Source organism: Flavobacterium rhamnosi (assembly GCF_048286515.1).
GTDB lineage: Bacteria > Bacteroidota > Bacteroidia > Flavobacteriales > Flavobacteriaceae > Flavobacterium.
This window is the reverse complement of sequence record NZ_JBLVPS010000006.1, coordinates 57,750-71,728: the sequence shown is the minus strand read 5'-3', so window position 1 is coordinate 71,728 and position 13,979 is coordinate 57,750. Positions and strand designations below refer to the sequence as shown.

The window sequence follows — 13,979 nt, the reverse complement described above, 5'->3', positions numbered from 1 at the left end:
AATAACAAAATATTTATTATATTTCATCTTTTTAACATCAAATAATAAGTAGAAAAAGCATGAATATTTTGAATTTGAAATGCTCAACTATACAGGCTTTTAAAAGTAAAACACCAACATAGAAGCGCACTGGCTTTTGTAATACTTTCAAAATATTACAAAAACCAAAATAGATTTATTAACTAAAACAGCATATTTATGGTTGAAAACAATTACAAAGATCTATTCAATCTCTCCCCGGTACTATTATTAGTTATAGATCTAAACCTTATTGTAATTGCCGCTACTGATTTCTTTTTAAAAGTCACTATGACAGAAAGAGATGCTATTCTAGGTAAAAACATTTTCGATGTATTCCCCGACAATCCCAATGACATTGAAGCTGACGGAGAAAAAAACATGCGTGCTTCTTTAAATCGTGTCATCAGCAACAAGGTAACCGATACGTTATCACTTCAAAAATACGACATTAAAAAATCAGAATCCGAAGGCGGAAATTTTGAATTGAGATTTTGGAAAATCATCAATTCTCCCGTATTTGATGCAGACAATACTGTAAAATCTATCATTGTAAAAGTAGAGGACATTACTGAAAATGAAGAGCTTATTTCAAACAATCAGATATTGAAAAAAAACAATGTATTGTTGGCAGAAGCTTATGAATATTCCGAAGCAATCATTGGTACCATTCATGAAACCATGCTGATACTCAACAAAGACTTCTATGTAAAATCTGCCAGTAAGTCGTTTTACAAGAAACACGGTCTTACCAAAAAGGAAACAGAAGGAAAGCATTTGTTTGAATTGGAAGATGGACAGTGGAATATTGCCGAACTGCATGGATTACTTAACACTGCCGACGCCAAGAGTACTACTATTCAAGATCTGGAGGTGAAACGTACATTCCCAAATCTTGGTGAAAAAATAATGTTACTTAATGCCTGTAGCTTTTTAAAAAAAACAGATGGAGAAGAACTAATACTTCTGGCAATTAAAGATATTACTGAGGTTCGAAAATTAGCACTTGAAATTAAAACTAAAGAAAATAAGGCTTTAGAAAAGCAGCTGGAAATAGAAAAAAAAGTACTAAAAAAGATAGAAGAAAGTGAAAAGCGCTACAATCTGCTACTCATGACCTCTCCATTTGCGATAGCAATATTAAAAGGGAAAGACATGATTGTTTCACTTGCTAATGATAGTATTAAAGAGATATGGGGAAAAGGGGATAACATTGAAGGAAAAAAATTCACATCCATTTTACCAGAGCTTAAAGATTTACAGTTTCCAAAACTACTTGACGAAGTGTACACGACAGGCATTGCTTTTTATGGGGATGCGCTTCTTGCCCCTACGTTTCGCAATGGAAAATTAGAGCAAACCTATTTCAATTTTGTATACCAACCGTATCTGGAGGCTGACGAAACCATTTCTGGCGTGACCATTATTGCTTACGATGTCACGGCTCAGGTAATGGCAAAAAAAGAATTGACTGATGCAAAAATTAACGCCGAGCAAAAAACAAAAATAGCGGAAGAAGCTGTAAAATCGAAACAGCAATTTTTGTCGAATATGAGCCACGAAATAAGAACTCCCATGAATGGAATTATTGGGTTTACGAATGTGGTACTAAAGACAAAACTAGATGATCCTCAAAAAGAATACATCAGCGCAATTAAAGAATCAGGCGATGCACTGATTGTTTTAATAAATGACATTCTTGACATTGCCAAAGTAGATTCGGGCAAGATGACTTTTGAAAAACTCCCCTTAAGCTTATCTGTTTCCATTGCTACCATGTTACATTTGTTTGAACCTAAAATGAAGGAAAAAAATTTAGAATTAATCAATGAATACGATTCGAATATACCTTCGAATTTGATGGGTGATCCGATGCGTTTGCGTCAAATAATCCTAAACCTGATGAGTAATGCCGTTAAGTTCACATCAGCTGGCAAAATTTGCATACGTGTTCGTTTAGTGGAGGACAATGCTGAAAAAGCAACAATTGAATTCATGATAACTGATACAGGGATAGGAGTACCTGAGGATAAATTAGCTGCTGTTTTTAATAATTTTGAACAAGCCACCGCAGGCACTAGTAGCTCATTTGGCGGAACCGGCTTAGGACTGGCCATTGTAAAACAATTGGTAGAACTTCAGGGAGGAACAATTATAGTTAAGAGTATAGAAGGCAAAGGTTCTTCTTTTGGTTTTGTATTACCCTTTGAAAAAAGAAATCTAGAAAACGAAATAACGCCTACACCTGAATTAGATCTGATTCAAGAAAACTCCTGTGAAGAAAAAACAGCTAAAAACATAAAAGTATTAGTTGTAGAAGATATGGCACTGAATCAGCTTTTGATAAAAATAATACTATTGGATTTCGGTTACGATGTAACCATTGCTGATAATGGCAAACTTGGTGTTGAACAGCTCGAAAAAAATAAGCATGATATTATTTTGATGGATTTACAAATGCCGGAAATGAATGGTTTTGAAGCTACGGCACACATTCGCAATGTAATGAAATCAAACATCCCTATTATCGCACTCACAGCAGATGTCACTTCTGCGGATCTTGAAAAATGCAAGGCAGTTGGGATGAATGACTATGTATCCAAGCCCATTGATGAAAAATTACTACAGCATAAAATCAATCAATGCTTAAAGGATTTTAATAAAATTAAATAACAAAATGAAAGCACTAACCTTTTCTACTTTTGGCAACTCCGATGTTTTGGAATACACTGATATTCCACGTCCAATCCTAAAAGAAGATGAAATATTGGTCGAAATGCGTGCTATAGGATTAAACTTTGCCGATGTATACCGGCGAAAAGGGAATTACCATCTGAAGGGGAATCCCCCTTTTATTGCAGGATATGAAGGTGCGGGAGTTGTAGTCAAAACCAATAATCATACTGCGTTTAAAATAGGAGACCGCGTTGCCTTTGCAGATGTTCCTTTTGCGAATGCGGAATTTGTTGCCGTTTCGGTTCAGCATGTTATTCCATTACCCGAAACCATTTCTTTTGAAACAGCCGCAACAATACTGTTGCAGGGATTAACAGCGCATTATTTAGCCACGGACAGTCATAAAACAAAAACTGGAGAAACCGTGCTCATTCATGCTTCGGCTGGAGGAGTTGGACAATTTCTCACTCAGATAAGCAAATTATTAGGCGCCACTGTTATAGGCTTGACGTCCTCAAAAGAAAAAGCTAAAACAGCACTAAAGAATGGTGCTGACAAAGTATTCCTTTATTCCGAGGATTGGAAAGCGCATGTTTTATCGGTATGTCCCAATGGAGTGGATGTGGTTTACGACAGCATCGGCAGTACTTTAAGCGATAGTTTTGAAGTGACTAAAAATCGTGGACAAGTAGTCTTTTTTGGAATGGCAGGCGGAGATCCTGATTTTGTAAACCCACGAATGTTGATGGATACTTCCAAAACATTGACCGGCGGTGACCTATGGAGCTACTTGACATCCAAAGAAGAACGCAGCAAAAGAGCACAGCAATTATTTGACTGGATCACCAACAATCAAATTACAATCCAGGCACCAACACGCTTTAAACTATCCGAAGGAAAAAAAGCACATGACTATTTAGAAAGCAGAAAAAGTACAGGGAAGATCCTCTTGATCCCATAAAACCAATATTCCATTTCTAAACCCCAACCAATTTCTATTGGCATGACCTGGGCAAAAGGCAGTAGCCCTTGTAATAGCGACCTGCATTGGCCTAGTGCATATCCTATTTGTTTTTCTTTCTTTATAAATATAATTCAGGAATATTTATCGAAGATCTAATTTTACAACAGCAGCAACATAATACGCAACAAACTACAAAACAACGGATTACATAATAAATACCGAAAATAAAATGTATTCCTTTTACTATTTTTTTGTACATTAGTAGTCCCCAAAAAATTGTTTTTGTGTTGACAACACGAATAAAAACAAATAGTTAAGTGCTTATCAATTGGAAAAGCAAAACTTAAAAGCCACAATTCAGTTTTTTTCAAACAACACCTATTTGCTGTACAAATTGAGAACCATTCACTTGTTTAAAAATTAAATTTTCTACGATTAACAAAATTTTATTTGCCTTATAAAAAACGCAACAAAATAATAGTGAGAAATGGACAATCTAACCATTGTCCAGCCTATGTTTAATCAATAAAAATGAAATAAAATGAGAACAATTAAAATGATTTCAACGGCAGTACTTATTGGATTATTCCTGATCATGAGTACAGGGATGCAGGCACAGGATCCTATGACAGCAGGTCCTAAAGTGTATAAAAAAATCCTTCTTAACAATGATAAAGTAAGAGTCATGTCCGTTGAATTTGCACCAGGCCAAATGATGCCTACGCACAGTCACCCACACCACACTGTCTATGCTTTAACTGACGGGACTATAGAAATTACCGAAAAAGGTAAACCCGCGACAACTGCCAAATTTAAAATGGGAGATGTCCTGTATTTTACTCCGGTTACCCATAAGGGCAAAAACGTTGGAAAGAACACAATAAAGCTTGTGGTGACAGAAATAAAACCTGCTCCGAAAAAAAAATAACAGCTTTTATTCAAAAAATTACAATGAAGCAGCCTGTATCGGGCTGCTTCCTTTTTTAAAGCGGGAATATCAAAAAAAAATTACTTTCCAATACTCTCTTTTATCATCAAAGCGCATTTCTCTCCATCAATGGCAGCGGAGATAATTCCACCGGCATAACCGGCTCCTTCTCCACAAGGATACAGCCCTTTTATCTGGACGTGCTCATAGGTTAATGGATCTCTGGGAATACGCACTGGCGAAGAAGTTCTTGACTCCGGTGCATGAAGTATCGCTTCGTTAGTCAAATAACCGCGCATGGATTTCCCGAATTCAGAGAAACCTTCTCGCAATATTTGGGTTAAAAATCCAGGGAACACCTGTCCCATTTCTACGGAAGTAGTTCCGGGAACATAGGATGTTTTAGGGATTTCTGAGGATACTTTATTTTGGGTAAAATCGATCATGCGTTGTGCAGGAACTTTTTGGGTCTCCCCGGCCAAATGCCATGCTTTTTGCTCGATACTTTTTTGGAATTCCATTCCGGCTAAAGCACCGAATTTGGCAAAGGGTTTAAAATCTTCCAATTTTAACTCGATTACAATTCCGGAATTGGCAGTAGCCTGATCCCTTTTGGATGGCGACCAGCCATTGGTAACCACTTCACCCGGACTGGTGGCACATGGTGCAATCACACCACCGGGACACATACAAAACGAATACATTCCTCTACCCCCCACTTGCTTCACAATAGAATACGGTGCGGGAGGCAAAAGCTCCCCACGATAATCACAACTGTATTGAATACTGTCAATTAACGATTGTGGATGCTCGGCTCTTACACCCAAGGCAAAAGGTTTGGCTTCGATAAAAATCTGTTTTCGATCTAATAATTCGAAAATATCTCGTGCAGAATGTCCAGTGGCCAAAATTATTTTGTTAGCAAGAATAGTGTCTCCATTTTGAGTAACAATTCCCTGTACTTCATTGTTTTTAACTAAAATATCAGTCAATCGTGTTTCAAACAAAACCTGTCCGCCACATTCGATGATTTTCTCGCGAATATCCTGAATAATCTGAGGTAATTTATTGGTTCCAATATGCGGATGCGCTTCAATTAAAATATCTTCCGAAGCACCAAAAGCTACCAATAGCTCCAGAATTCGTGTTACATCACCTCTTTTTTTAGAGCGTGTGTATAATTTTCCGTCCGAATAGGTACCCGCTCCGCCTTCGCCAAAACAATAATTAGAATCTTCGTTCACCAGATGATCGACATTGATGGCTTTTAAATCCCTTCTCCTGCCGCGAACATCTTTTCCACGTTCGACAACTATTGGTTTCAAACCCAATTCTATCAGTTGCAATGCTGCAAAAAGCCCTGCAGGTCCGGCACCAACAATAATCACTTCCTGAGCCGTTGCCACATTACTATAATTGGGAAGTTGGAATTTATGCTCCTGAAAAGGTTCTCCTTTCAAATAAATAGCCACTTTCAAATTGATTTTTATCGCTTTCTGACGCGCATCAATAGAACGCTTTAAAATAGAAACATGCTGAATTTCATTTACGGAAGCCTTGATCTGTTTCGATAAATATTCTTTTAGCAGCGATTCATTCGCAGCGATTTCCGGTGTTACTTGTAATAGGAGTTCTTGAGGCATTTTATCTTGTTTAATACTTGCTTTGTTCAATCGTTTATTCGAAAAACAAAAACAAAGTACAAAAATAGTATTTTGAAGTGAAATTAGTGATTCAATACAGAATCCATTTTCAAATTTTCAAATTAGGGTAATTTTAAAATCAGACTTTGTAACTTTGGCACTTTAAATTTGTCAACTACATCTACTAAAAAATGTCCAGAAGAATAAAACTGATTTGGGATTTCCGTGGACCTGCTGCTGCAAAAACTGCCGAGCACCACGAAATTCATTTGAAAGAATATATAGCAATTGAAAAATTACCGTTGAATATCACGGGTTTTGAAATTCATGGCGAAATGCAGGCCATCGCTTTTATGGTAGTGACAGACGAGCACATGATTCAGGTACGTGATGCTTTGAAACCGCATCGAGGAGAGTTATTTTAGTTGGCAGCAATCAGTGCCTCTAGTAAAGCACTGATTACTGAACAGTCTGCTAATTTGCCACTTCGCTAATAAACTTAATTCGCATTAAGCGCAGTTCGTCAAGATCATAATCCCCATCAAATTCTTTTAGGGCATCTTCTATGTTATCGGATTCGGATTCCATAAAATAACCATGAATTTCTTCTTGCTGATCATCGTCCAGCATATCATCAATCCAATATTTTATATTTAGCTTAGTTCCGGAATAAACAATTTGCTCCATTTCTTTAATTAAAGCATCCATGTTAATTCCTTTGGCCGAAGCAATATCATCCAGCGATAATTTCCTGTCGATATTTTGAATGATATAGAGCTTATTTACCGAGTTAACTCCGGTAGATTTTACCACTAGGTCTTCTATGCGAATAATATCATTATCTTCTACATATCGGCTTATTAATTCTAGAAATTCCTTTCCGTATTTTTTTGCTTTCCCTTCCCCTACTCCATGAATATTAATCAATTCGTCCTGGGAAACCGGATATTTCAAAGCCATGTCTTCGAGTGATGGATCTTGGAAAACCACAAATGGAGGAACACCTAATTTCTTGGCTACTTTTTTACGTAAATCCCGCAACATACCCATCAATAATGCATCGGCAGTTCCAGTAGATTTCGCAGCAGTTTCAATCGCTTCGTCCTCAGATTCATTGTATTCATGATCTTCAGACATCATAAAGGATTCTCTATTTTTAATAAAATGCAATCCTTTTTCGGTTATTTTGACGATACCATACGTTTCAATGTCTTTGGACAAATACCCTGCCACAAGAACCTGTCTCAATAAGGCCATCCAATATTTTTCATCGTGATCTGAACCACATCCAAAAAAAGACTGCGTATCAGTCCTGTGCGCTTTTATGACGGCATTGACACGGCCAATCAACGTAAAAACAACTTCTTTTGATTTGTATAAATGCTTCGTATCCCGTACCACTTCCAATAGTTTCACCACTTGATCAATGGCTTCTACTTTTGTTTTGGGGTTTCTGATATTGTCATCCATATCGGCTCCTTCACCATTGACATCATCAAATTCTTCTCCGAAATAGTGGAGCAAAAATTTTCTTCTGGACATCGAAGTTTCGGCGTAAGCCACAACCTCCTGTAACAATGCAAAACCTATTTCCTGTTCCGCAACGGGCTTACCCGACATGAATTTTTCTAATTTCTCGACATCTTTATAGGAATAGTAAGCAAGACAATGTCCTTCACCACCGTCACGACCTGCGCGACCCGTTTCCTGATAATAACTTTCTAATGATTTAGGAATGTCGTGGTGAATTACAAAACGAACATCCGGTTTGTCAATCCCCATTCCGAAAGCGATGGTTGCCACCACCACATCGACATCTTCCATAAGAAACATATCCTGGTGTTTGGCACGGGTTTTAGCATCCAATCCCGCATGATAAGGGACGGCGCTTATTCCGTTTACTTGCAAAACTTCGGCAATAGCTTCCACTTTTTTGCGACTTAAGCAATAGATAATTCCTGATTTGCCTTTGTGCTGTTTTATAAAACGGATAATATCCGATTCAATATTTTTAGTTTTGGTACGTACTTCGTAATATAAGTTAGGTCTGTTGAATGATGCTTTAAAAGTAGTCGCATCCGTCATGTCTAAGTTTTTCAGAATATCTTCCTGCACTTTGGGCGTAGCGGTAGCGGTCAGGCCTATAATTGGTACATCTCCCAATTGCTTAATGATGTTCTTTAGATTCCGGTATTCCGGCCTGAAATCATGACCCCACTCAGAAATACAATGGGCCTCATCAATCGCCACAAAGGAAATCGGCACCGTTTGAAGAAAAGCAACATACTCTTCTTTGGTCAAAGATTCCGGGGCAACATATAATAATTTGGTTAAACCGGACGTAATATCCTTTTTAACCTGGGTGATTTCGGTTTTGGTAAGTGAAGAGTTTAAAACATGGGCTACACCATTTTCAGAAGACAAACTACGAATGGCGTCAACTTGATTTTTCATCAAAGCGATCAAAGGAGAAACTACGATGGCAGTTCCTTCCTGAATTAAAGCAGGCAATTGGTAACAGAGTGACTTTCCTCCTCCTGTTGGCATAATCACAAATGTGTTTTGCTTACTAAGGAGACTATTAATAACTTGTTCTTGTAGTCCCTTAAATTGACTGAAGCCAAAATATTTTTTTAATTCTTTGTGGATATCAATTTCGTTTGAATTCATTCTTGATTATGTGGTATTTTGTATAAATTTGCATCACATAAAGATACAAAATTCTTTTAAACATACAAATTTTAACCATTCTGTTTTGATAACAAAAGAAAATATATTGGCTAGCGCCAAAAAAACTATTTTATCTGAAAGTGAAGCAATTGCCAAACTAACCGAATTTCTTGATGAAAATTTCATTGAAGCCACACAAAACATCTATAATTCCAAAGGAAGATTAGTGGTGACAGGTATTGGAAAAAGCGCCATTATTGCTCAAAAAATGGTAGCCACCTTTAATTCTACCGGAACTCCCGCTTTATTTTTACATGCATCAGAAGCGATTCATGGGGATTTAGGAATGATTCAAAATGACGATAGTATTATTTGCATTTCGAAAAGTGGCAATAGCCCGGAAATAAAAGTTTTGGTACCACTTTTAAAACGTTTTGGCAATACTTTAATTGCCATTACCGGAAACATGACTTCTTTTCTTGCCAAAGGTTCCGATTTTGTTCTGAACACTACGGTAGATGCGGAGGCTTGTCCAAACAATCTGGCACCAACAAATAGTACCACAGCACAATTAGTGATGGGAGATGCCATTGCCGTTTGCCTGATGGAAATGCGGGATTTCAAACCGGAAGATTTTGCGGTATACCACCCAGGTGGCGCTTTAGGCAAAAAGTTATTACTGCGTGTAAAAGACATGCTGGAACACACTTTGAAACCAATGGTCACTCCGGACACACCAATAAAAAAAGTTATTTTCGAAATATCAGAGAAACGCCTTGGTGTTACTGCTGTTGTGGATGAAAATAAAGTTGTCGGAATCATTACTGATGGTGACATCCGAAGAATGCTAAACGAAAGAGACTCTTTCACTGATTTGACCGCCAAAGATATTATGACTAAAAATCCAAAATTAATACCTTCTTCAGCCATGGTTGCAGACGCATTGAACATCCTGGAAGACTTCTCCATTACACAATTAGTTGTGGTAGACAACGGTGAGTACAAAGGAGTATTACATTTACATGATATTTTAAAAGAGGGAATAGTATAATGGCGAAGAAAAACTTAAACGAAATGTCGTTTTTAGATCATCTTGAAGAATTGAGATGGTTATTGGTTAGAAGTACAATGGCAATATTAATTCTTGCTACGGTTACTTTTTTTGTTAGTGATTACATTTTTGATGTCATCATTTTTGGACCAACAAATGCTAATTTCATAACGTACCGATTCTTTTGTGATTTATCAAATCACCTGGGTTTTGCCGAAAGCATTTGCGTAACTGAGATGCCTTTCATCATCCAGAACACGAATATGGAAGGACAGATCAACGTGTTGATCTGGACTTGTATAACCGCTGGATTTATCCTTGGATTCCCTTTCATATTGTGGGAAGTATGGAAATTCATCAGCCCGGCACTCTATGAAACAGAAAAAAAACACGCGAGACTTTTCGTGATTTCATCCTCAATGCTATTCTTTTTGGGAGTACTGTTTGGTTACTTTGTAATCGTTCCCATGTCGGTTAACTTTTTTGCTACTTTCACCATTAGTGCGGTGGTAAAAAACCAATTTAGTATTGACTCTTACATTGGCTTGGTAAAAACAAGTGTGATTGCTTGTGGCTTGTTTTTTGAGTTGCCTATCATTATCTATTTCTTGACTAAATTAGGACTAGTAACACCTGTTTTCTTAAGAAAATATTGGAAATATGCCGTAATTATCATCCTTATCGTTGCCGCAATTGTTACCCCACCAGATGTGGTGAGTCAAATAATTGTAACTATTCCGATGCTATTGATCTACGAGGCAAGCATCCTAATTTCAAAAATTGTAGTAAAAAATCAAAAAAAGATAAATGGCTGATATCATTCAAGAATTCAACGACTACCGTTCTAAAATGAACGAAAAATTATTGGCAGACAACAATAAAATTGTAAAACGAATTTTCAATCTGGACACCAATGCCTATGCTGCCGGTGTACTAGACGTGAAAACCAAAGAACTTTTGGGACTGGTGGCTTCAGCAGTATTGCGCTGTGATGATTGTGTAAAATACCATTTGGAAACCAGTTACAAAGAAGGGGTAACCAAAGAAGAAATGATGGAAGCCATGGGAATAGCAACGCTTGTTGGAGGAACTATTGTAGTACCTCATTTGCGCAGAGCCTATGAATTCTGGGAAGCACTGGAAGAAACTGGCACTTCAAAATAACATTTACACCAAATAAAAAAAGCGATTCCTTTCCCTTTAGGCACATAGCTGAATAGGGAAAGAAACTAAATAATTGTTAAAGGGAGGATTGGGTTATCGGTTTATTCGTTTATTTGCCTAAAATCCAAGAATCTAAAAATATAAGAATCCGAATATGAAATTAAGAGCCGAAAATCTAATCAAAACCTATAAAGGACGCAGTGTTGTAAAAGGCATTTCGGTAGAAGTGAATCAAGGCGAAATCGTGGGACTTTTAGGACCGAACGGTGCTGGAAAAACGACTTCATTTTATATGATAGTAGGATTGGTTAAACCAAATTCAGGCAACATATTCTTAGATGATTTAAATATTACCGATTACCCTATGTACAAAAGAGCACAGCAGGGAATTGGATATTTGGCACAAGAAGCTTCTGTTTTTAGAAAATTAAGTATTGAAGATAATATCTTAAGTGTATTACAACTGACAAAACTATCCAAAGCGGAACAAGAAGCGAAGATGGAAAGTTTAATAGAAGAGTTTAGTCTGGAACACATTCGCACCAACCGCGGAGACTTACTTTCGGGTGGTGAACGCCGTCGTACCGAAATTGCACGATGTCTTGCCACAGATCCAAAATTCATCTTACTGGATGAACCTTTTGCAGGTGTCGATCCCGTTGCCGTAGAAGACATCCAGCGAATCGTAGCGCAATTAAAAAACAAAAACATTGGTATTCTTATCACTGATCACAACGTACAGGAAACCTTGGCAATTACAGACAAAACCTACCTTATGTTTGAAGGTGGAATCTTAAAAGCCGGAATCCCGGAAGAATTAGTTGAAGATGAAATGGTACGAAGAGTATACTTGGGTCAAAACTTTGAATTGCGTAAAAAGAAATTAGAGTTTTAAAACTGAAAAAAAACTTTGTGCAGCACCCTTTTGTAAAAACTATATTTACCTGATTATAATCTAAAGAATCATGAAGAATCCAAGTAAAGAAACGGAAGAAAAATGGATCAATGATCCTAACAATTGGATTTGGGGTGTTTTCTATTTCAACCCCGAAGACAAAAGAATTACACCACCTAAAAGAATTCCAGGGATAGGAGTCACGATAAATTTTGCCAATCCGAAATCAATTCTTTTTCTGATTGGATCTCTTTTATTTTTCGCTTTCGTTGTTTTCTCAATCATCAAAAAAGACCTCTAACTTATTTTATTCCTTGGTTATAAATTGCAACTGCTGTAGATCGCCATTATAAATATTGACATCTACATTCCCTTTGATTCCCGGAACCGATGCTTTTTCGGTGAATTGCCAGAACAACCAGTCTTCGTTTATTTCCTCCCTATAAAAATTATAATTGGCAATCCAAAAAAGGTAGTCACTGAATTCCTCTTTCAAAAAATCGTCGTAATATCGCTCACCGGTATAGATAATAGGTTTTACACCATAATGCTGCTCTACGCGTTTCAACCATCTTTTCAGCCCAACTTTTAAACTATCAAGCGATTGATTTCTAGGGAGTTTTTCGATATCTAAAACAGGAGGTAAATCCCCTTTTTGCAGCGTAACGGTTTTGATAAAAAGTTCGGCTTGTTCGAGCGAATTTTCATTGGGACGGTAATAATGGTAGGCCCCACGAATCATTTTATTTTCTTTGGCGCCAAGCCAGTTTCGATCAAACCGACGGTCTTTTCTGTCTCTTCCTACTGTAGCACGAATGAACACAAAATCTAAGGGATATTTTTCCTCTAAGGTATCCACATACGTCCATCGGATTCTTCCCTGGTATTCCGAAACATCCACACCGATACTTTTTCCTTCGTGTTTTTCTAAAACCTGAAAATTTCGAACATCAGAAATGCGTTTGGCTTCCGCCTCCTTTTTCAGAACCTTATCTGATTTAAAACTAAAATAATAGGCAAGACCCTCCCGATAATGATAACCAAGAGCAATAAGCAGTACAACAACAAAAGCAACAATCGAATACTTCACGAAGGTACGCGAGAAAATAGACGCTTTCTTTTTCGGCTTACGAACTGCTGTGGTTTTTCTAACCGTTTTTCTTTTCATTCAAAAACTTACTTTTTTAGCCATTTATTATTCACGACCGATAGTAAAACATAAGAGATGATCAGTAAAGGAATTCCCAAATAGTGGAAGAAAATCAATAACAAAAGAGAAAGGACCAGAAAGCTAATTTGAAGGGCATTGTCAGCAAAATTAAACTTTTTGATTTTTAAGGAAAATAGCGGGATTTCAGCATTCAAAATATACGCGCTCAATAAAGCAATCACCAACAGCACCCATTGATTTGTCAAAAGTTCAAGAACAATCAGCGAATCGGAATAACTTAAAACCAACGGTAAACTTAAAATAAACAAGGCATTGGCAGGGGTTGGCAAACCAATAAAAGAATCAGTCTGACGGGTATCGATATTAAAATTCGCCAAACGGTAACAAGAACCTAAGGTGATTAGGAAACCCAAATAAGGAAAGACTTGTAAATAAGTCTCTCCACCGGTTGAATTGTCCACCATCATCTGATACATCACTAAACCAGGCACTGCACCACTGGTAACCATATCGGCCAAAGAATCCAGCTGCAAACCAAGCGGGCTGGAAACTTTAAACAAACGGGCAAAAAAGCCATCAAAAAAGTCCAAAAATATCCCTAAACTAACGAAATAAAAAGCCATTTCAAAATTACGATGAAATGCGAAAACCAAAGCGATACAACCGCAAAAAAGATTAAGCAAAGTGATACTATTGGGAACATGCTTTTTAATATTCATAGTGATAAAGTTTAGTGGACCAAAGTTGACAAATTTAATGTAATAAGTCAAAGAGAAGTACGTTTTTTAATAGAGATTTT

At 37.1% G+C, this 13,979-nt stretch carries 13 protein-coding genes; 9 read left to right on the top strand and 4 right to left on the bottom strand.

All coding sequences use genetic code 11. From position 1 onward, the window contains the following. The first annotated feature begins 198 nt into the window (after positions 1–198). The 3 genes from ACNQGN_RS06950 (at position 199) to ACNQGN_RS06940 (ending at position 4,586) form a co-directional block, all read left to right on the top strand. On the top strand, positions 199–2,691 hold the full coding sequence (locus ACNQGN_RS06950) for an ATP-binding protein (RefSeq protein WP_417987117.1): 2,493 nt from the start codon (positions 199–201) through the stop codon (positions 2,689–2,691). Between the two features lie 4 nt (positions 2,692–2,695). Beyond that, complete coding sequence (locus ACNQGN_RS06945) at positions 2,696–3,655, top strand: quinone oxidoreductase family protein (protein ID WP_417987116.1); 960 nt, start codon at positions 2,696–2,698, stop codon at positions 3,653–3,655. A 544-nt stretch (positions 3,656–4,199) separates the two neighbouring features. Further along, positions 4,200–4,586 carry a cupin domain-containing protein gene (locus tag ACNQGN_RS06940; RefSeq protein WP_417987115.1) on the top strand — a complete coding sequence of 129 codons (387 nt, stop codon included), beginning with the start codon at positions 4,200–4,202 and terminating at the stop codon, positions 4,584–4,586. Between the two features lie 80 nt (positions 4,587–4,666). On the opposite strand, the gene ACNQGN_RS06935 is transcribed toward ACNQGN_RS06940, so the two are convergent. Continuing rightward, the gene (locus tag ACNQGN_RS06935; RefSeq protein WP_417987114.1) at positions 4,667–6,229 is read right to left on the bottom strand and encodes an NAD(P)/FAD-dependent oxidoreductase; all 1,563 of its coding nucleotides are present in this window, start codon (positions 6,227–6,229) and stop codon (positions 4,667–4,669) included. A 191-nt stretch (positions 6,230–6,420) separates the two neighbouring features. Between ACNQGN_RS06935 and ACNQGN_RS06930 the strand changes: the two genes are divergently transcribed. Then, positions 6,421–6,654 carry a hypothetical protein gene (locus ACNQGN_RS06930; protein ID WP_417987113.1) on the top strand — a complete coding sequence of 78 codons (234 nt, stop codon included), beginning with the start codon at positions 6,421–6,423 and terminating at the stop codon, positions 6,652–6,654. A 49-nt stretch (positions 6,655–6,703) separates the two neighbouring features. On the opposite strand, the gene recQ is transcribed toward ACNQGN_RS06930, so the two are convergent. After that, entirely contained in the window at positions 6,704–8,899 is a 2,196-nt protein-coding gene (gene recQ, locus ACNQGN_RS06925; protein ID WP_417987112.1) for a DNA helicase RecQ, read from the bottom strand. Positions 8,900–8,984: 85 nt separating this feature from the next. On the opposite strand from recQ, the gene ACNQGN_RS06920 reads away from it, so the two are divergent. The 5 genes from ACNQGN_RS06920 to ACNQGN_RS06900 all read left to right on the top strand — a co-directional run bounded on the left by ACNQGN_RS06920 (position 8,985) and on the right by ACNQGN_RS06900 (position 12,310). Continuing rightward, on the top strand, positions 8,985–9,950 hold the full coding sequence (locus ACNQGN_RS06920) for a KpsF/GutQ family sugar-phosphate isomerase (protein WP_417987111.1): 966 nt from the start codon (positions 8,985–8,987) through the stop codon (positions 9,948–9,950). Continuing rightward, positions 9,950–10,765, top strand: coding sequence for a twin-arginine translocase subunit TatC (tatC, locus tag ACNQGN_RS06915; RefSeq protein WP_417987110.1), 816 nt, complete (start codon positions 9,950–9,952; stop codon positions 10,763–10,765). The genes ACNQGN_RS06920 and tatC overlap by 1 nt, the downstream gene beginning before the upstream one ends. Then, positions 10,758–11,114 (top strand): carboxymuconolactone decarboxylase family protein, encoded by a 357-nt coding sequence (locus ACNQGN_RS06910; RefSeq protein WP_417987109.1) that lies wholly within the window; start codon positions 10,758–10,760, stop codon positions 11,112–11,114. The genes tatC and ACNQGN_RS06910 overlap by 8 nt, the downstream gene beginning before the upstream one ends. Before the next feature lie 154 nt (positions 11,115–11,268). Next, on the top strand, positions 11,269–12,009 hold the full coding sequence (gene lptB, locus ACNQGN_RS06905) for an LPS export ABC transporter ATP-binding protein (RefSeq protein WP_035667905.1): 741 nt from the start codon (positions 11,269–11,271) through the stop codon (positions 12,007–12,009). 70 nt (positions 12,010–12,079) lie between these two features. Beyond that, positions 12,080–12,310 (top strand): DUF5808 domain-containing protein, encoded by a 231-nt coding sequence (locus ACNQGN_RS06900; RefSeq protein ID WP_417987108.1) that lies wholly within the window; start codon positions 12,080–12,082, stop codon positions 12,308–12,310. A 6-nt stretch (positions 12,311–12,316) separates the two neighbouring features. Here the strand turns inward: ACNQGN_RS06900 and ACNQGN_RS06895 are convergent, their stop codons facing one another. Continuing rightward, positions 12,317–13,177 carry a glycoside hydrolase family 25 protein gene (locus tag ACNQGN_RS06895; protein ID WP_417987107.1) on the bottom strand — a complete coding sequence of 287 codons (861 nt, stop codon included), beginning with the start codon at positions 13,175–13,177 and terminating at the stop codon, positions 12,317–12,319. An 8-nt stretch (positions 13,178–13,185) separates the two neighbouring features. Continuing rightward, positions 13,186–13,899, bottom strand: a complete 714-nt coding sequence (locus ACNQGN_RS06890) for a CDP-alcohol phosphatidyltransferase family protein (protein ID WP_417987106.1) — start codon at positions 13,897–13,899, stop codon at positions 13,186–13,188. Between the last annotated feature and the right edge of the window lie 80 nt (positions 13,900–13,979).

What these genes read in the sequence shown, in the direction of transcription:
- ACNQGN_RS06950 (WP_417987117.1), top strand. Translation starts at nt 199, where the DNA reads ATGGTTGAAAACAATTACAAAGATCTATTCAATCTCTCCCCGGTACTA.
- ACNQGN_RS06945 (WP_417987116.1), top strand. Translation starts at nt 2,696, where the DNA reads ATGAAAGCACTAACCTTTTCTACTTTTGGCAACTCCGATGTTTTGGAA.
- ACNQGN_RS06940 (WP_417987115.1), top strand. Translation starts at nt 4,200, where the DNA reads ATGAGAACAATTAAAATGATTTCAACGGCAGTACTTATTGGATTATTC.
- ACNQGN_RS06935 (WP_417987114.1), bottom strand. Translation starts at nt 6,229, where the DNA reads ATGCCTCAAGAACTCCTATTACAAGTAACACCGGAAATCGCTGCGAAT.
- ACNQGN_RS06930 (WP_417987113.1), top strand. Translation starts at nt 6,421, where the DNA reads ATGTCCAGAAGAATAAAACTGATTTGGGATTTCCGTGGACCTGCTGCT.
- recQ (WP_417987112.1), bottom strand. Translation starts at nt 8,899, where the DNA reads ATGAATTCAAACGAAATTGATATCCACAAAGAATTAAAAAAATATTTT.
- tatC (WP_417987110.1), top strand. Translation starts at nt 9,950, where the DNA reads ATGGCGAAGAAAAACTTAAACGAAATGTCGTTTTTAGATCATCTTGAA.
- ACNQGN_RS06910 (WP_417987109.1), top strand. Translation starts at nt 10,758, where the DNA reads ATGGCTGATATCATTCAAGAATTCAACGACTACCGTTCTAAAATGAAC.
- lptB (WP_035667905.1), top strand. Translation starts at nt 11,269, where the DNA reads ATGAAATTAAGAGCCGAAAATCTAATCAAAACCTATAAAGGACGCAGT.
- ACNQGN_RS06900 (WP_417987108.1), top strand. Translation starts at nt 12,080, where the DNA reads ATGAAGAATCCAAGTAAAGAAACGGAAGAAAAATGGATCAATGATCCT.
- ACNQGN_RS06895 (WP_417987107.1), bottom strand. Translation starts at nt 13,177, where the DNA reads ATGAAAAGAAAAACGGTTAGAAAAACCACAGCAGTTCGTAAGCCGAAA.
- ACNQGN_RS06890 (WP_417987106.1), bottom strand. Translation starts at nt 13,899, where the DNA reads ATGAATATTAAAAAGCATGTTCCCAATAGTATCACTTTGCTTAATCTT.